Raw genomic sequence first — 18,181 nt, 5'->3', positions numbered from 1 at the left:
CGGGAGGCCGCTCAGCCATAGAATGCCGAATGATAGGAAACCGTTCCGCCGCCGTAAACCTGTGAAAGCGCCGGACGCAGGAAATACTCGGGCGGCACGCCATAGAGCCGCGAGGCACGATGCGCCTCGAAGCCGACATCGGCGGGCCGCGCCGGCCTGACGGTCATTCCACCGTCACGGATTTGGCGAGGTTGCGCGGCTGGTCGACATCCGTGCCCATGAAGACGGCGGTGTGGTAGGCGAGCAGCTGGATGGGCAGCGAATAGATCATCGGTGCGATCACCTCGTCCACATCCGGCAGCACGATCGTCGCCATTGTCTCCAGCTTGGAGGCCGCGGCCCCCTTCGCATCGGTGATGAAGATGATGCGCCCGCCGCGGGCGGCCACTTCCTGCATGTTCGACACCGTCTTTTCGAAAAAGCGGTCATGCGGGGCGATGACGATGACGGGCATGTTTTCGTCGATCAGCGCGATCGGCCCATGCTTCAGCTCGCCCGCAGCATAACCTTCGGCATGGATATAGGAGATTTCCTTGAGCTTCAGCGCGCCTTCCATGGCGAGCGGATAACTGGTGCCGCGGCCGAGATAGAGCACGTCCTTGCACTTGGAGAGATCGCGCGCCAGCTGTTCGATGGACGGCTGGATGGTGTTGAGCACGCCGGCCATGACGCGCGGCATCTCGGCGAGGTGGCGCACGAGGGTCTTTTCGTCGGCCGCCGTCAGCGTTCCGCGCGCCTTGCCGGCACCGATGGCGAGTGCGGCGAGCACCGTCAGCTGGCAGGTGAAGGCCTTGGTCGAGGCGACGCCGATCTCCGGGCCGGCGAGGATCGGAAAAACGGCGTCCGATTCGCGGGCGATGCTCGATTCCCTCGTATTCACCACCGCGCCGATCTTCAGGCCATGCTCCTTGCAGTAACGCAGTGAGGCGAGCGTGTCGGCGGTCTCGCCGGACTGCGAGATGAAGAGCGCGGCGGATTCGGGGTTCAGCGGGATTTCACGATAGCGGAACTCCGAGGCGACGTCGATCTCGACCGGCAGGCGCGCGTAACGCTCGAACCAGTACTTGCCGACGAGGCCTGCCAGATACGCCGTGCCGCAGGCGGAAATGGCAAGGCTCGGCACCTTGGCGAAATCGATGCCGCCGGCCACCGGGCGAACCGCATGCTCCAGGAAATCGACGTAATGGCCGAGCGCGTGCGAGATGGCCTCCGGCTGCTCATGGATTTCCTTCTCCATGAAGTGGCGGTGGTTGCCCTTGTCGATGAGATAAGCGGCCGCCGAGGAAACCTGCTTCGGACGCTCGACGCGATTGCCGTCCATATCGAAGATGTGGGCGCCGTCCCGACCGAGGATCGCCCAGTCGCCATCGACGAGATAGCTGATCTCGTTGGTGAAGGGGGCAAGCGCGATGGCGTCGGACCCCAGGAACATCTCCCCATGGCCATGGCCGATCGCCAGCGGCGGGCCGCTTCGGGCCGCCATGATCGTGGACGGATCGTCCGCGAAGATCACGGCAAGGGCATAGGCGCCGGTCACCCGTCGCAGCATGGCATGCATGGCCTCACGGCGACCAAGGCCGTCGCGGCGATACTTCGCCAATAGCTGGGCGACCACTTCCGTATCCGTCTGCGTGGAGAAGGTCGCGCCGTCGGCGATCAGCTCGTCCTTGAGTTCCGAGAAGTTTTCGATGATGCCGTTATGGACGACCGCGACGCCGTCCACGAAATGCGGATGGGCATTGCCTTCGGTCGGCGCGCCATGCGTGGCCCAGCGCGTGTGCGCGATGCCGATCGTACCGGCCAGCGGCTCTTCGGCAAGGCGCTTCTCCAGGTTGAACAGCTTGCCCTCTGCGCGGCGACGGGCAAGCGCGCCATCGACGATGGTCGCAACGCCGGCGGAATCGTAACCTCGGTATTCAAGGCGCTTCAAGGCATCGACCAGCCGGCCCGCGACAGGCTGATTTCCGACGATACCGACAATTCCGCACATGGCCCCGCTCCGCGTTCTAGAGATGCTTCGATTGCGCTTGTCGTAGAGTTTTTTCGTCGCAGCGCAACAGACGCGCACTCACTTTCGATTGCAATCGTTAATGTGGGCGCGCCCACATGCGCATCAGCGGGCGTCCTTCTTCTTCGCGTCCTTGATCGCCTGGTTGCGCTCGCGGATCAGAACGGCCCTGCCTTCCTTGTTTTCCTGGCGCGCACGGCCGAAGGCGACGGCGTCGTCAGGCACGTCGGCGGTGATGACGCTGCCCGACGCGATATAGGCGCCGTTGCCGACCGTCACGGGCGCGACGAGCGACGTGTTGGAGCCGATGAAGGCACCCGAACCGATGCGCGTGATGTGCTTGTTGATGCCGTCATAGTTACAGGTGATCGTGCCGGCACCGACATTGGTGTGCGCCCCGATAAAGGCGTCACCGATATAGCTGAGGTGATTGACCTTGGCGCCCGCACCGACCTCGGCCTTCTTGATCTCGGTGAAATTGCCGACCTTGGAGCCGTCTCCCAGCTTCGCGCCGGGCCGTAGGCGTGCATAGGGGCCGATCTCGGCATCCGCGCCGACATGCGCGCCCTCGAGATGCGAGAAGGAGTGGATGACCGCGCCGCTCTCCACCGTTACGCCCGGGCCGAAGACGACGTTCGGTTCGATGGTGGCATCGCGGCCGATCTCGGTGTCATAGGAAAGGAAGACCGTTTCGGGCGCGACCATCGAGACGCCCTCGATCATCATGGCGTGGCGGCGGCGCTGCTGCCAAAGCCGCTCGATGACGGCAAGCTCGGCGCGCGTGTTGCAGCCAGTCAATTCTTCTTCGGGCGCCGCCACCGCGATGGCACGGCCACCGGACGCACGCGCGACTTCCACGATATCGGTCAGGTAGTACTCGCCCTTGGCGTTTTCATTGCCGATGCGGCCGATCAGGTCGAGCGCCTTGCGGCCGTTGATCGCCATCAGGCCGCCGTTGCAATAGGTGATGGCGCGTTCGGCTTCGCTGGCATCCTTGTGTTCGCGGATCGCCAGCAATTCGCCGTTTTCCACGATCAAGCGGCCATAGCCTGTCGGATCGGCGGTTTCGAAACCGATGACGACGACGTCGGCCCCGTCGGCCAGCCCTTCCCGGGCCGCAATCAGCGGCGCTTCGGTGATGAGCGGGGTATCGCCGAAGACGACGAGCAGGTCGTCATACCCGCGGGCGATCGCCTCGCGGGCGGCCAGCACGGCATGTGCCGTGCCGAGGCGCTCCGTCTGAATATGCACGGTGCTTTTAACCGCCGCGTTCTTCGCCGCGGCCTCGACCTTTTCCGCGTCGCGGCCCAGCACCAGCGCGATATCGGCAATCCCGGCCCGCGCGAGTGCGTCCACGACATGGGCGATCATCGGGCGGTTGGCGACCGGATGCAGCACCTTGGACTTCGAGGACTTCATCCTCGTGCTTTCGCCGGCGGCCAGGATGACGGCCAGGCAAGTGCGCTTCGTCCGGTCTGCGGTCATGGGAATCCCTCGTTCAGGCGTCTTCGATGGCGTTCCTTAGCAAAAAGCGGTGAGAAGACACAAAAGGATTTCGCACGATCAGCTGGTGCTGCGCAGGCGGCTTTCCGTCAGCAATCCGTTTTCATCCAGGATCGGATAGGCGACCGAAACGAGGTGCGCATTGACGCGCTTGAGGTCGCGCAGCATGTCGAGATGCAGCGAACTCGTCTGGAGGCTGTCGAGACGGCCGTCGCGCAGGCGCTCCAGATGGCGCTCGGAAGACTGCTTCTCCATGCGGCGCACATCGACCTTGACCTCGACGAGCTGGCGCGCCAGCGCGGAATCGCGCGTCACGAAGATGGTCTGGGCGATGCGCAGGTTCTCAATCGTCAGATTGAAGAGATTGGCCAGCTCCTTGTAGCCGTCCTCGGAGAACTTCAGGCCGTTGACCACCTTCTTGCGAACCTGGTCCTGCAAGCCCTTTTCGATGATATCGCCGACATGTTCGAGGTTGATCGCATAATCGATGATGACGATCGACCGCGCCGCGCATTCGCCGTCGACACCCTGACGACCGAGCCGGGAAAGGTATATCTTCACCTCCTGCTGAAGGCCGTCGACCTGCTGCTCCAGGTTGCCGATATCCTTGAGCGGCGCCAGATTATTATCGTTGAAGGCCCGCATGGTGCGGATCAGCATGGCCTCGATCAGGTCGCCGACACGCAGCACCTCGCGGGTCGCGCCCGACAGCGCGACGACCGGGCTGGAGAGCGCGGAATCCTCCAGATATTTCGGCCCGCTTTCCTCCGGCTTGTCATCGGGCACCAGCTTTTCCATCAGCCGCGAGAGCGGTCCGGACAGCGGCCAGAGCACCAGCGCCACCACGAGGTTGAAGGCAAGGTGCACATCGACCGGCAGCTTGGCGGCCGGCACGGGCAGCAGCGCAAGCAGATCCGCCACCTGACCGGCGAACGGCAGGACGACCAAGCAGCCCGCGCCGCGCACCAGCAGGTTCCCGAGCGTCACGCGCCGCGCGGAGGCGGCAGCCCGCAGCGTCGCGATGACCGGCGGCACGGCGCCGCCGAGATTGGCGCCCAGCACGAGGATCACCGTCAGGGCCGGCGACAGGATGCCCATTGCCGCCAGCGACAGGATGAGCACGACGACCGCAAGGCTGGAGGAGGAAATGATCGCGAGCACGGTGGAGAATGCAAGCGCCGCGGGCCATGCACCATCCAGCAGCGTCAGGAACGCCGCGAGCGCCGGCGACTGGCGCATCGGCTCCGTCGCCAGACTGAGAAGATGGAGCGACAGCAGCATGAGGCCGATACCGACCAGCGCCGATCCCAGGCCCTGCCGTGCCGTCGATCCCGTGGACTTGTAGAACACGACGCCGACGAGAATGATCAGCGGCGAGATCGACTCTATCCCGGTCGCGACCAGCCAGGCCGTGACGGCGGTGCCGACATTGGCGCCGAGCAGCACGATCTGGGCCATGCGCGCGCGGACCAGGTTCTTCTCGACAAAGGAGGCGATCATCAATGCCGTCGCCGTCGAGCTCTGCAGCGCGACGGTCGCCACGAAACCGGCGAAGAAGGAGCGGAAGGGCCCGCGCGTGCCGAGCGCCAGCCCAGAGCGCAGCTTGACGCCGAACGCCCGCGTCATGCCGTCCTTGACCAGTGCGAGGCCGAAGAGCAGCAGCGCGACGGCGCCAAAAAGGTTGATCATGACGATCGTGGATTCCACGTCTTCCGTCTCCTTGCAGCCCGAGGATTATGGGACTCGCCGGACTGATCACGCATCCGACCACGAATCTTTCGATTATGACAGCGCAATCCGGCTTGAATCCGCTAATAATTTCAGGAAATTTTATTTTGCCGGCGAAGAATATCGACAGTGTCGCGCCGATTTGCGCCATCGGTCGATTTTGCCCGGAATTGCAGAAGTCCGCGGACTTCATTTCCCGAGAACTTTCCGTTATGAGACGTTCTCCGGCCGCATGGCCGCCGAGATGAGGAAATATAGACGATGCTCGAAGCCCTGAGACGCGCCGCCCAGACTTGGGTGGCAAAAGCCCTGCTGATCGTTCTGGTCGGTTCCTTCGCGATATGGGGCGTTTCAAGCTCGATCGTCACAGGCGCGTCCAATGCCGTCGTCACCGTCGGCGACGTCAAGGTTTCGCCGACCGATTTCCGCCTCGCCTATGAGCGGCAGGTCGCCACGATGTCGCAGCGCTTCGGCATGCGGCTGAACGCCGAGCAGGCCCGCGCCTTCGGCGTCGAGAACCAGGTCTTCGCCGAGCTCGTTGCCGGCGCGGCCCTCGACCAGCTGTCGCGCGACATGAATCTCGGCCTGTCCGAAGGCCGCCTTGCGCAGCTGATCGCCGACGACCCGGCCTTCCGCGGCGTCAATGGCCAGTTCGACCGCACGGCCTTCTCCGCCATCCTGCGCAATGCGGGCCTGCGCGAAAACGACTATATCAACAACCGCAGCCAGGTCGCGATCCGCACGCAGGTCGTCGAGGCGGTCTCGGATGGCTACAAGGCGCCTGAAACGCTTCTCGAAGCGCTGCGCCAGTACCGCGGCGAGGCCCGCTCGATCGATTATCTCATCCTGACCAACGCCAATATCGATCCGGTCAAGGCGCCGGGCGACGACGTGCTGGCGCCATGGTTCGAAGAGAACAAGGCAAAATACCGCGCGCCTGAATACCGCAAATTCGTCTACGTCTCGCTCGAGCCGAAGGACATCGTGGACACGGCGGCCATTACCGATGAAGCGGTGAAGGCCGATTACGACAAGAACGTCGCCAAGTATCGCACCCCTGCGACGCGCACCATAGAACAGCTGAGCTTCGCCGACCGTGCAGCGGCCGACGCTGCCGCCGCCAAGCTGGCAGCCGGCACGACCTTCGACGCCCTCATCTCCGAAGAAGGCAAGACAGCCGCAGACGTGCTGCTCGGCGACTTCACGGAAGCGAACGTACCTGACCAGAAGCTTGCCGCGCCCGCCTTTGCGGTGACCGCCGATGGCGGCACGACGCCTGTCATCGACGGCACGTTCGGCCCGATCATCCTGCGCGTCACGAATATCCGCCCGGAAACCGTCAAGAGCTTCGACGAGGTCAAGGAAGACCTGCGCAACGAGCTTGCACTCAACGAGGCGGCCCAGGGCATCCTCGCCGTGCACGACCGCATCGAGGACAGCCGTGCCGATGGCATGACGCTGGCGGAAGCCGCTGCCAAGAACAACCTCAAGGCCGTAACGGTCGAGGCCGCCGATGCGCAGGGCAATGACGACAAGGGCGAAGAGATCACCGGCATTCCGGAAAAGGCGGCGCTGATCGGCGAGGTCTTCAAGACCGATGTCGGCATGGAGACGTCGCCGGTCAATATCGGCCGCGAAGGCTACGCCTGGTTCGAAGTGCTCGATATCGTGCCGGAGCGCGACCGCACGCTGGACGAGGTCCGCGACCGCGTCGTCGCCGACTGGACGGCAGAACAGCAGCGCCAGGCGCTTGGCAAGAAGGCCGAGGAACTGGCCGAGCGCGTGCGCAAGGGCGGCGATCTCGCCGCGATCGCGGCCGAACTCGGCATGGTCGTCGAGACGAAGGCGGGTCTGCATCGCGGCGCGCAGGATGCCGTCCTGAGCCCGCCGGCCGTTGCCGCTGCTTTCGGCGGCCCGGTCGGCCACGTCGCCAACACGCCCGGCGTCGACGGTGAAGGCCAGATCCTTCTGAAGGTGACCGAGGTCAATACCGACGCCACCACCGACGCGCTGTCCGATGACGCGCAGCAGATCGCGGCCGTTGCCCGGGTCAGCGGCGACGATATCCTCGACCAGATGGTCAGCGCGCTGCAGACCTCCTATGGCGTCTCTATCAATCGGACGCTCGCCGAACAGAGCATCACGCGCTGAGGGAGACGCAGCCGCATGTCCGACCTGAAACCCTATATCGCCAAGGTCGCCGCCGGCGCCTCCCTTGACCGGGAGGAAGCGCGCGGCGCGTTCGAGATCATCATGTCGGGCGCGGCCACGCCATCGCAGATCGGCGGTTTCCTCATGGCGCTGCGCGTGCGTGGCGAGACCGTGGACGAAATCTATGGCGCGGTCGGTTCGATGCGGGCGCGCATGCTGCCGGTGGACGTGCCGGCCGATGCGATCGACATCGTCGGCACGGGCGGCGATGGCGCCGGCACCTACAACATCTCGACGCTTGCGGCGATCATCGTGGCGGGCGCCGGCGTGCCTGTCGCCAAGCACGGCAACCGCGCGCTCAGCTCTAAGTCGGGCACGGCGGACGCCCTCTCCTGCCTCGGCGTAAAGCTCGATATCGGTCCGGCGGATATTGCGCGCTGCGTGCACGATGCCGGCCTCGGCTTCATGTTCGCCCAGCTGCATCATCCGGCGATGAAGCATGTCGGCCCCTCCCGCGTCGAACTGGGAACGCGCACGATCTTCAACTTGCTCGGCCCGCTTTCCAATCCCGGCGGCGTGAAGCGCCAGTTGCTCGGCGTCTTCTCTCCCCAGTGGCTGCTGCCGCTGGCCGAAGTCATGCGCGATCTCGGTTCGGAAAGCCTGTGGGTCGTGCACGGCGAAGGGCTGGATGAGATCACGACGACGGGCACCACCCAGGTCGCGGCCCTGGAAGGCGGCAAGATCCGTACGTTCGAACTGACGCCGGCCGATTTCGGGCTGCCGCAGGTGACGCTCGACGATCTGCGCGGCGGTGATGGCGCGCACAATGCCGCGGCCCTGCTCTCCGTGCTCGGCGGCGCGCACATGCCCTATCGTGACATATCGCTCGCCAATGCCGCGGCCTCGCTCGTCGTCGCCGGCAAGGCCGAGACCCTGGCGGATGGCATGACACTCGCCACCGAATCGCTCGAAAGTGGCCGCGCACGCGCCGCCCTGGAACGACTCGTCACGGTTTCCAACGAAGCCGCGACGGGTTAGGATTGCTCATGACCGATATCCTGAAGAAGATCGAAGCCTACAAGCTGGACGAAATTGCCGCCGCCAAGGCGCGTGTGGCACCGGCGGAGCTTCGCGCCCGCATCCACGACCAGGAACCGCCGCGCGGTTTCTTTGCCAGCCTGAAGGACAAGAAGGCACAAGGCCGGTTCGGCCTGATTGCGGAAATCAAGAAGGCCAGCCCTTCCAAGGGCCTCATCCGCCCGGATTTCGATCCGCCGGCGCTTGCCAGGGCCTATGAGGCCGGCGGTGCGGCCTGCCTTTCCGTGCTGACCGACGCGCCGAGTTTTCAGGGCGCGCCGGAATTTTTGACGGCCGCACGCAACGCCTGCGCACTGCCGGCACTGCGCAAGGACTTCATGTTCGACAGCTACCAGATGCTGGAAGCGCGCGCCTGGGGTGCCGACTGCATCCTGCTCATCATGGCCTCTCTCGACGACGACACGGCGAAGATGCTGGAAGACTCCGCCTTTTCGCTCGGCATGGATGTCCTGATCGAGGTGCATGACGAAGCGGAAATGGAGCGCGCGCTCAAGCTGAAATCCAAGCTTGTCGGCATCAACAACCGCAACCTGCGCACCTTCGCGGTCGATCTCGCCGTTTCTGAAAAGCTCGCCGGCATGGTGCCGGAGGACCGGCTGCTCGTGGGCGAGAGCGGCGTGTTTACCCATGCCGATTGCCAGCGCCTCGCCAAGGTCGGCATCTCCACCTTCCTCGTCGGCGAAAGCCTGATGCGCAAGGATGACGTGACGGCGGCGACGCGCGACCTGCTGACCGGCTCCGCCGACATGCTGGCGGCGGAATGATGGGCGACGACGCCCGCACGCTCACCCATATCGATGCCGCCGGCGAAGCCCATATGGTCGATGTCGGCGACAAGGCGGAAACGGTGCGGATAGCCGTGGCGGAAGGTTTCGTACGCATGCTGCCCGCCACGCTCGACCTCATTCTCAAGGGCGATGCGAAGAAGGGCGACGTCATCGGCACGGCGCGCCTCGCAGGCATCATGGCCGCCAAGCAGACGTCCAGCCTCATTCCGCTCTGCCACCCGCTGATGCTCAGCAAGGTTTCCGTGGAAATCCGCGAGGACCACGCCCTGCCCGGGCTGCGCATCGAGGCCATGGCCAAGCTCACCGGCCGCACCGGCGTGGAGATGGAGGCGCTGACCGCCGTCAGCGTCGCGTGCCTGACCATCTACGACATGGCAAAGGCGGTCGACCGCGAGATGGAAATCGGCGGCATTCGCCTCGTCGAAAAATCCGGCGGCCGTTCCGGCGACTACAAGCGCAGGGACGGCTGATGTCCCTTCTTCTCGTTGCCGACGCCCTCAACCGCCTGCTGTCCGCGGCCAAGCCGGTGAGGCGGACGGAAAGCGTCCCGCTCCACGACGCCGCTGGACGCGTGCTGGCCGACGATGTCGCCGCCCGCCTCACTCAGCCGCCTTTCGACAATTCGGCGATGGACGGTTATGCCGTCCGCCACGCCGACATCGCGGAGGTCGGATCGGTGCTCAGGGTCGCCGGCCTGTCCTCCGCCGGCCACGCTTTCGACGGCACGGCGGGCCCGGGGGAAGCGGTTCGTATCTTCACCGGTGCGCCGCTGCCGGCCTTCGCCGATACGGTCATCCTTCAGGAAGACACCGAGCTTCTGGAAGACGGCCGCATCCGCACGACGTTCCTCACGCCCAAGGGCCGCCATATCCGCCCGCGGGGGCAGGATTTCACCGACGGCGAGGTTGTGCTGAAGGCCGGCCAGGTGCTGGATGCCGGCCGGCTGACCGTTGCGGCGGCCATGAACCACCCGGACCTGCCCGTCTATTCGCGCCCGCGGGTCGCGATCCTTGCGACGGGCGACGAACTCGTGCCGCCGGGAGAGACGCCCGGTGCAAGCCAGATCATCGCCTCCAACAGCTTCGGCGTCGCGGCCATCGCGCGCGAAGCCGGCGCAGAGGTGATCGATCTGGGCATCGTGAGAGACGACAAGCAGACCATATTGGATGCCGTGCGCCGGGCGCTGGAAATGGACATCGACGTGTTGGTGACGCTCGGCGGCGCATCCGTCGGCGATTTCGATCTCGTTCAGCCCGTGCTCGGCGAGGCCGGCATGGCACTCGATTTCTGGCGCATCGCCATGCGTCCTGGCAAGCCGCTGATGGTCGGCCGCCTCGGCGATATCCAGGTGATCGGCCTGCCCGGCAATCCCGTCTCCAGCCTTGTCTGCTCCTATCTCTATCTGGAACCGCTGGTCCGCAAACTCGCGCGCCTGCCCGCGATGAACCGGGTGCGCCCGGCCGCCGCCGCCGTGCCGCTCAAGCAGAACGACCGCCGGCAGGATTACATTCGTGCGCGACTCGTGCGCGGCCCGGACGGCGGTCTCCTCGTCACGCCTTTCGACAAGCAGGATTCGTCGATGATGAAGATCTTCGCCGAATCCGAAGGGTTGCTGATCCGCCCGCCGCATGCACCGGCAGAGGAGCCCGGCGCGCTCTGCGACGTCCTCGTTCTCAGGGAACCGGCGGCCTGAATGGTATTATTGTGCGCGCAGGCCCTTGCGGAACACATGTGGAACGGATAGTGTCTGTTCTGGATTTGTTTCACGATTCTCGTTGGAGAGGCCATGCTGACGCGCAAACAACAGGAACTGCTCCTGTTCATTCACGAGCGTATGAAGGAATCCGGCATTCCTCCGTCCTTCGACGAGATGAAGGATGCCTTGGATCTCGCCTCGAAGTCGGGCATCCACCGCCTCATCACGGCGCTTGAAGAACGAGGCTTCATCCGCCGCCTGCCGAATCGGGCCCGCGCGCTCGAGGTGATCAAGCTTCCGGAGGCCTATTCGCCAAGCCTCCAGCCGCGCCGCGGATTTTCGCCGTCGGTCATCGAAGGCAGCCTCGGCAAGCAGCCCCCCGCCGTGACGCCATCCAAGCCCGTGGCGCCACAGCCGACCATGTCGTCGTCTGTTTCCGTTCCGGTCATGGGCCGTATCGCCGCCGGCGTTCCGATCTCCGCCATCCAGAACAACACGCACGAGATCACCGTCCCGGCCGAAATGATCGGCAACGGCGATCACTATGCGCTCGAGGTGAAGGGCGATTCGATGATCGAGGCCGGCATTCTCGATGGCGACACGGTCATCATCCGCAACGCCAGCACCGCCAATCCCGGTGAAATCATCGTTGCTCTCGTCGACGACGAAGAGGCGACGCTGAAGCGCTTCCGCCGCAAGGGCGCGTCCATCGCGCTTGAAGCCGCGAACCCGGCCTACGAGACCCGGATCTTCGGGCCCGACCGGGTCAAGATCCAGGGCAAGCTCGTGGGGCTTATCCGCCGGTATCATTGAGACGCATTGGACAAGCATTATAGCGCGTGGTGAGCGTCTTGTCAGTTCAGGACCGCAGCTCGGGTATGATGGAGCTTGGCGGCTAAGGTCTCCCCTCGCTTCGCCCGGTGCTCTGCCGTTAGCGATAGCGTGCGGTCAGGTGGCTTTTTCTACGATCGCTGCAAATCGGGAAGCTTGGCCGCTCGGCTGACTTCATGGCAATTGAAGAGGCGAGCGATCGACCTCCTTGGTCTCAGTCTCTGCCGGCGGCGTTGCGGCTGCCGTTTCGAAAGTGTCGCTGCGCCAGTCATAGGTGCGATGCCTTGACCAGGCGCGCGCCAAGGTTTCCACGGCCGGCATGTCGGTCGCGCCGGCGAGGCTTGCGGTGGGATCGTCGATCGGCGGCGTGATTTCCAAAGCGCCCGTTCGGCGCAGATGACGTGCGGTCACAAGCCTCGCACCCGAGCGGCAGCTGTCGAGCCGCAGGGCGAAGGGTACGACGACGAGATCAGCCGTGTCGCAGGCCGTGCCCAGAAAGGCCGTATCCTCAAGGGTGACGATCGTCCAGCTGCTCGGCGAAACGGCAGCGCAGAAGGCCTTCGCCTCGCAGACGAAGGTATGCGCCTGTCGCGCTGCCGCGATAGCCTCCGTCATCGCGTCCTTCGCCTTCGTCCTGTCCGCCTTGCGGCGCGGTCGTTTCCTGTCGGTCCCGGCAGCGGCTTTCTCCGTCGCCGTCTCCGCCAGCAGCAGGTCGGCGGTCTTTCGCAGTTCCGGCTTGGTCAGGTCGCCGAGCCGCATCGCGCGACGCCATTGGTCGTAGATGAAACCCGGCGGCTTGGCGCGGTTCGTGGCAACCGCATCGCCGCGCAGGATCGCAACCAGACGCCCGTCTTCGGAGATGAGCAGTTCCGGTTTCCCGCGCGTGGACGGCCAAAGGGCCACCAGCGCACCGGCGACAATGAAGACCGTCCCGGCATGCCGCAGCCGCGTGCGCAGGATACAGAGCAGCCCCCCGCCGACACCGATCAGCAGGAAGGCGGACATGGGAATTTTACCGGTGACGATATCCCCGCCCTTCCAGCTCGAAACCCACGACGCCAGCGCGATCATCCATTCGATGCCCTTGCCCATGATGGCAAAGGGAACGGCATCCAGCCCGAAGGGCATGAGCAGGACGGCGATGAGGCCAAAGGGCATGACGATCGCGCTGATCGCCGGCATGGCCAGCAGGTTGCCGGCAAGCCCGTAGGCCGGCACGCGGTGAAAGTGGCCGATGGAGTAGATCAGCGTCGACAGGCTTCCGATCGCCGACGACAGCAGAAGTCCGCCGAAGAAGCGCCCGGCCACGCCGCCGGTCAAGCGCAACGCGCCGCCTTTGCCCTCCTTGCGCACGGGCCGCTCGCGCCACGCCGCATAACCGGCGACGAGGCCGAGCGTTGCGGCGTAGGACATCTGGAAGCCGGGATTGGTGATGGCGGAAGGCGTGACGGCGAGGATGATGATGGCCGACAGCGCCACATTGCGCATACTGATGGCGGAGCGGCCGAAGAGCACGGCGATCAGCATCACGCAGATCATGATCCATGACCGGACGGCCGAGATCGCGCCGCCCGACACGAGAATGTAAAGCGTGACCATGAGGAGTGCACCGCCCGCCGCGATCTTGCGCGTGGGAAATCGTTCGGCAAAGCCCGGTATGAGCGCCATCAGCATGCGCGCGCCGACAAGGAACGTGCCGGCCGCGAGCACCATGTTGAGACCGGAAATGGCCAGGACATGGGCGAGCCCGGCCTGGCGGAGCGCCTCCACCGTCTCCTCGCTGATCGCCCGCTGTTCCGCCGTCACCAGAGCCGCGGCGATCGCGCCGGCATCGCCCCCGATGCGTCCTCGGATATGCTCGGTCAGGTTGTTTCGCCATATCGCGATCCGCTGCGATATGCGGTAGCTCCACCCGGTCGGAGCGGTCTCGATTGCGACCGGCGCACTGTAGAAATAACCGACCGCGCCCGTGCCGGCGAAATATGCGTCGAAGGCGAAGTCGTTGAGGCCGGCCAGGGCCGGGCCCGAGGGTGGCCCAAGACGCGCCCGGCCCGATATGCCGTGGCCGATGGCGATGGGGTCGTGACGGCTTCGCGCCAGAAGCGTAACAACCTGCGGCGCGCGTTTCAGAGCCGGCTCGCGCGTCTTCTCCAGCGCGATGCGATACCGGATCGCGTTGCCCGCACCGCTTTCGCGCGCCAGCACCCGCCCTTCGATCACGGTCGTCACGGGCGTGTCGAGAATGACGGTATCGAGCCGTGCACTTTCGAGCGCTGCGAGAAGCATGCCGATCGGAACGAGGAACGCGCCACCCGCCAGGATCGCGCCCAAATCCTCGCGATGTCGAAGCCGCCAGGCGGGCACCGCGGTGGCGATGGCCCCTAGCACCATGGCATAAATCGGTGGATCGGCCTCGGCGGCAAACCAGAGAGCCGCGCCTATTCCAAGGAAGACCGGAACGAACAGGAAGAAGTGCCCGTGGCCGCGCTCCTCGACCAGCGCCTCCGACAGGCTTTCTCGGACGGCGCGGCGCGGCCGGAGCCAGACCAAAGCCTGACTGTACCACGGCGCGGATGTCCCAGCCGGCGCAGGAGCATCGTCGAACGCAGCGGGCACCGCGCCATCGCCTGGCCGGACATCCCACTTATAGGCCTTCGCGGCCCGCTCCCGCTCTGCGATCTCCGTTCCGGCCATGCGCCCGGCCTCACTGTCCCCGCCGCATCATGCAATCGATCGGCGCAACATTCAATCGAAAGTAGATGAAGCCGATGGTAAGGCAGCCAGAAAGGATGCGCCCTCCGCAATTTTCCGACCACCCTCAATAGTTGCTTGCAACTTCGCTCAAAGGGTAGATATTGCGTTGCCGGAAAGCCTGTTACCGCAATGCACAATTTGCCTTTCGTATCGCTTGGCAGGACATCGCAAATGGGCTAGCAAAACGGGCATGTTCGTGGCGCCGGTACAACCGGATGCCGCCATTCGAAACAACGGAGGATCGTTATGACAGGAAAAGGCGCGGACGTATCGGTCGGTGGCAAGACAATCGAGCTGCCGACGCGATCCGGGACGATCGGCCCCGATGTGATCGACATCGGCACGCTCTACAAGAACACGGGTACCTTCACCTACGATCCCGGCTTCACCTCCACGGCCTCGTGCGAATCGAAGATCACCTATATCGACGGCGATGAGGGCGTGCTGCTGCACCGCGGCTACCCGATCGAGCAGCTGGCGGAACACGGCGACTTCCTGGAAGTCTGCTATCTCCTGCTGTACGGCGATCTGCCGACGAAGGCCCAGAAGGACGACTTCGACCATCGCGTCACGCACCACACGATGGTGCACGAGCAGATGAGCCGCTTCTTCACCGGCTTCCGCCGCGATGCCCACCCGATGGCCGTAATGTGCGGCTGCGTCGGCGCACTGTCGGCCTTCTACCACGACTCGACTGATATCACCGACCCGCACCAGCGCATGGTCGCCTCGTTGCGCATGATCGCCAAGATGCCGACGATTGCGGCGATGGCCTACAAGTACCATATCGGCCAGCCCTTCGTTTACCCGAAGAACGACCTCGACTACGCGTCGAATTTCCTGCGCATGTGTTTTGCGGTTCCCTGTGAGGAATATGTGGTCAATCCGGTGCTTTCGCGCGCCATGGATCGCATCTTCATCCTGCATGCCGACCACGAGCAGAACGCGTCGACCTCGACGGTTCGCCTCGCCGGCTCCTCGGGCGCCAACCCGTTCGCCTGCATCGCGGCCGGCATCGCCTGCCTGTGGGGCCCTGCCCATGGCGGCGCGAACGAAGCAGCCCTCAACATGCTGGCCGAGATCGGCTCGGTCGATCGCATTCCGGAATATGTCGCGCGCGCCAAGGACAAGAACGATCCGTTCCGCCTGATGGGCTTTGGCCACCGCGTCTACAAGAACTACGATCCGCGCGCGCGCATCATGCAGAAGACGACGCATGAGGTTCTCGGCGAACTCGGCATCAAGGACGATCCGATGCTGGAAGTCGCCATGGAGCTGGAGCGTATCGCCCTGACGGACGAGTACTTCATCGAAAAGAAGCTCTATCCGAACATCGACTTCTATTCGGGCATCACGCTGAAGGCGCTGGGTTTCCCCACCACGATGTTCACCGTTCTCTTCGCGCTTGCCCGCACCGTGGGCTGGATTGCCCAGTGGAACGAGATGATCGAGGATCCCGAACAGCGCATCGGCCGCCCGCGGCAGCTCTATATCGGTGAACCGAAGCGTGATTACACGCCGGTTTCCAAGCGCTGATCCAGCAAGGACGACATGAAAAAGCCCGGTCAGAACTGACCGGGCTTTTTTTCTGCAAGAAGGTCCAGAATGACGGCCGCACCGGTTTCTCCGGGCGGCCGGGCGGTCTGCATGCGCTCCAGAACGAGGTCGTAGCCCTCCAGCATCGCCCGGCGCTCGGTCGTGTCGGCAGCGAGCCGCTCGAAGCCGCGGGCGAGCGTGCCGGGACGCACTTGCTCATTGAGAAACTCGGGCACGACGCCGTAGTCGGCGATCATGTTCGGAATGGCCGCCGTCCAGATCTTGAGCCGGCCCACGAAGAAATTCGCCAGCCAGTCGAACCTATAGGTGGAAAGCACCGGCACACGCGCCAGCGCCAGTTCCAGGATGACGGTACCGGAGGCGGCGATGGCGGCGTCCGCCTCGACGAAGGCCTGCCATTTCTCCTCCGGAGTCACGGTGACGACAGGCCTGACCGGCCAATCGGCCGTCAGGCGGCGCACCAGCGCCTCCTGTCGCGGAACGGTGGGCAGGAGAAAACCGATACCGGGATTGCGCTCAGCCAGTATCCTGGCCGTTTCACCGAAAATGGGAAGAAGGCGGGTGATTTCGGTGCTGCGCGAACCGGGCAAAAGAAGGCACCGGCGTTCGCCCGGCGGCGTTTCGGGCCGCACAAGCCGTGCTGCGCGTATCCGGCCGATATCGGCATCGCTGACCAGGCGATGGCCCACATAGGTCGTAACGGGGCCGCCCAGCCGCTGCATGACGTCGGGTTCGAAGGGCAGCAGCGCCAGGACCCGGTCGACATAGCCGCGCATGCGTGGCGCGCGCTGTTCCTTCCACGCCCAAACGCTGGGGCAGACATAGTTGACGACGGGCAGATCGGGCCTTGCCTTGCGCACACGCTTTGCAACGCGGTGGGTGAAATCCGGGCTGTCGATGATCACGAACACATCCGGCTGTGCCGCGACGATGGCATCCGCTGTCTGGCGAATACGGCGCAGCAGCAGCGGGAGCCGCTTCAGCACCTGTGAAATCCCCATGATCGAGAGTTCGGAGAAATCGAACAGGGATTTCAGCCTCTGCCCCTCCAGCGCCGGGCCGCCGACGCCCATGATTTCGATATCGCCGGGATAGGCGGAGCGCAGGGCGGCAACGAGATCGCCGCCGAGCATGTCGCCCGAAACCTCACCCGCGACGATGGCTATTTTGAGGGGGCCCTTCGTCATGGCGTCTTTTCCCTTCTGTCCGGCACGATCCCCGTTACGAAGAGGCCGTGTGCATCCGCCTCGGCAATGATCGCGTCCCGTTCCAGCACCAGGGAGCGACCGGCTTCCACCGCAATACCGGCAAGGCCCGCGGCGCGGGCGCGCGACAGTGTCTCCACGCCGATGGCGGGAAGATCGGCGCGCATATCCTGTCCCGGCTTGCAGAGCTTGACCAGAACGCCCTTGCGGCGTTGCGAGATGCGTCCGGCGGCGCGCAATGCTGCGACGCGCTCCAGCATGCCATCCGTGCCCTCGGCGCCCTCGAGCGCCACCACCCGGCCGCCGACGGCGACAGCGCCCTGCCCCACATCCAGACGACCGAGCGCCTGCGCTGCGGCGGTGGCCGCGGCAATATCCGCCTCGGCATCACGATCCGGCACGACATGGCCAAGCGGCCCCTCGCAGCCGAGGAGATCAGGCACGATTTCATGCGCGCCGACGATGCGCACACCCTCGGCCTCGATCAGACGGATCACCATTCTCAGAACCGCGTCATCGCCACCTTTCAGCAGGGTACTCACCACCGAGGGAACAGCCAGCAGCATACGCAAGGGCGCATGGATATCGCGCCATTCCGGCCTGCGACGCACCCAGCCCGACAGCACCGCCCGTCCGATGCCGTGCCGGCGAAAGGCCGCGCCGATGCCGGCATAGTTTCCGATGGAAATGATCTCGTGATCGAAATCCGACCAGTCATCGCCGGACTCGTTGCGCAAGGCGAGAATGTACGGCACCTCACCACGCGCACGCGCCGCCTCGGCAACGTAGCGTGGAAGAAGACCGCCACCTGCGATGATGGCGAGCCGGTCACGGATATCGGGCCGGCTGTCCGTCATGGCGG

General features: G+C 64.8%; 14 protein-coding genes. 7 read left to right on the top strand and 7 right to left on the bottom strand.

Annotated elements, in window-relative coordinates; translation table 11 throughout:
• Positions 1 to 11 precede the first annotated feature (11 nt).
• From K6301_RS06600 to K6301_RS06585, 4 genes are all read right to left on the bottom strand, one after another.
• Complete coding sequence (locus K6301_RS06600) at positions 12 to 167, bottom strand: hypothetical protein (RefSeq protein WP_247220034.1); 156 nt, start codon at positions 165 to 167, stop codon at positions 12 to 14.
• A complete protein-coding gene (glmS, locus tag K6301_RS06595; RefSeq protein ID WP_247220033.1) occupies positions 164 to 1,990 on the bottom strand; it encodes a glutamine--fructose-6-phosphate transaminase (isomerizing) in 1,827 nt (608 codons plus the stop codon). The genes K6301_RS06600 and glmS overlap by 4 nt, the downstream gene beginning before the upstream one ends.
• A 123-nt stretch (positions 1,991 to 2,113) precedes the next feature.
• Positions 2,114 to 3,493: a bifunctional UDP-N-acetylglucosamine diphosphorylase/glucosamine-1-phosphate N-acetyltransferase GlmU gene (gene glmU, locus K6301_RS06590; protein WP_247220031.1), complete on the bottom strand. Its 1,380-nt coding sequence runs from the start codon at positions 3,491 to 3,493 to the stop codon at positions 2,114 to 2,116.
• A 78-nt stretch (positions 3,494 to 3,571) separates the two neighbouring features.
• Positions 3,572 to 5,218 (bottom strand): Na/Pi cotransporter family protein, encoded by a 1,647-nt coding sequence (locus K6301_RS06585; protein ID WP_247220029.1) that lies wholly within the window; start codon positions 5,216 to 5,218, stop codon positions 3,572 to 3,574.
• A 282-nt stretch (positions 5,219 to 5,500) separates the two neighbouring features.
• Here K6301_RS06585 and K6301_RS06580 point away from each other — a divergent pair, with 282 nt between their 5' ends.
• From K6301_RS06580 to lexA, 6 genes are all read left to right on the top strand, one after another.
• Positions 5,501 to 7,390, top strand: a complete 1,890-nt coding sequence (locus tag K6301_RS06580; RefSeq protein ID WP_247220028.1) for a peptidylprolyl isomerase — start codon at positions 5,501 to 5,503, stop codon at positions 7,388 to 7,390.
• Between the two features lie 15 nt (positions 7,391 to 7,405).
• Positions 7,406 to 8,428 (top strand): anthranilate phosphoribosyltransferase, encoded by a 1,023-nt coding sequence (gene trpD / locus K6301_RS06575; RefSeq protein ID WP_247220026.1) that lies wholly within the window; start codon positions 7,406 to 7,408, stop codon positions 8,426 to 8,428.
• A gap of 8 nt (positions 8,429 to 8,436) precedes the next feature.
• Positions 8,437 to 9,252, top strand: a complete 816-nt coding sequence (trpC, locus tag K6301_RS06570) for an indole-3-glycerol phosphate synthase TrpC (RefSeq protein WP_247220024.1) — start codon at positions 8,437 to 8,439, stop codon at positions 9,250 to 9,252.
• Positions 9,252 to 9,746: a cyclic pyranopterin monophosphate synthase MoaC gene (gene moaC / locus K6301_RS06565; RefSeq protein WP_134649246.1), complete on the top strand. Its 495-nt coding sequence runs from the start codon at positions 9,252 to 9,254 to the stop codon at positions 9,744 to 9,746. Before trpC ends, moaC begins: the two co-directional genes overlap by 1 nt.
• Positions 9,746 to 10,969, top strand: coding sequence for a molybdopterin molybdotransferase MoeA (locus K6301_RS06560; protein ID WP_247220022.1), 1,224 nt, complete (start codon positions 9,746 to 9,748; stop codon positions 10,967 to 10,969). Before moaC ends, K6301_RS06560 begins: the two co-directional genes overlap by 1 nt.
• A gap of 93 nt (positions 10,970 to 11,062) precedes the next feature.
• Entirely contained in the window at positions 11,063 to 11,785 is a 723-nt protein-coding gene (lexA, locus tag K6301_RS06555) for a transcriptional repressor LexA (RefSeq protein ID WP_160872302.1), read from the top strand.
• Between the two features lie 192 nt (positions 11,786 to 11,977).
• Here the strand turns inward: lexA and K6301_RS06550 are convergent, their stop codons facing one another.
• The gene (locus K6301_RS06550; RefSeq protein ID WP_247220020.1) at positions 11,978 to 14,497 is read right to left on the bottom strand and encodes a ComEC/Rec2 family competence protein; all 2,520 of its coding nucleotides are present in this window, start codon (positions 14,495 to 14,497) and stop codon (positions 11,978 to 11,980) included.
• A 306-nt stretch (positions 14,498 to 14,803) separates the two neighbouring features.
• Between K6301_RS06550 and gltA the strand changes: the two genes are divergently transcribed.
• Positions 14,804 to 16,093: a citrate synthase gene (gene gltA, locus K6301_RS06545; protein ID WP_134649149.1), complete on the top strand. Its 1,290-nt coding sequence runs from the start codon at positions 14,804 to 14,806 to the stop codon at positions 16,091 to 16,093.
• A gap of 29 nt (positions 16,094 to 16,122) precedes the next feature.
• Here gltA and lpxB read toward each other — a convergent pair whose 3' ends face one another.
• The gene (gene lpxB, locus K6301_RS06540) at positions 16,123 to 17,301 is read right to left on the bottom strand and encodes a lipid-A-disaccharide synthase (RefSeq protein ID WP_247220018.1); all 1,179 of its coding nucleotides are present in this window, start codon (positions 17,299 to 17,301) and stop codon (positions 16,123 to 16,125) included.
• Positions 17,298 to 18,176: an LpxI family protein gene (locus K6301_RS06535; RefSeq protein ID WP_247220016.1), complete on the bottom strand. Its 879-nt coding sequence runs from the start codon at positions 18,174 to 18,176 to the stop codon at positions 17,298 to 17,300. The genes lpxB and K6301_RS06535 overlap by 4 nt, the downstream gene beginning before the upstream one ends.
• Between the last annotated feature and the right edge of the window lie 5 nt (positions 18,177 to 18,181).

The organism is Shinella oryzae, assembly GCF_023038235.1.
In the GTDB taxonomy this organism is placed as follows: domain Bacteria; phylum Pseudomonadota; class Alphaproteobacteria; order Rhizobiales; family Rhizobiaceae; genus Shinella; species Shinella sumterensis.
This window is presented reverse-complemented; position numbering and strand designations above follow the sequence as displayed.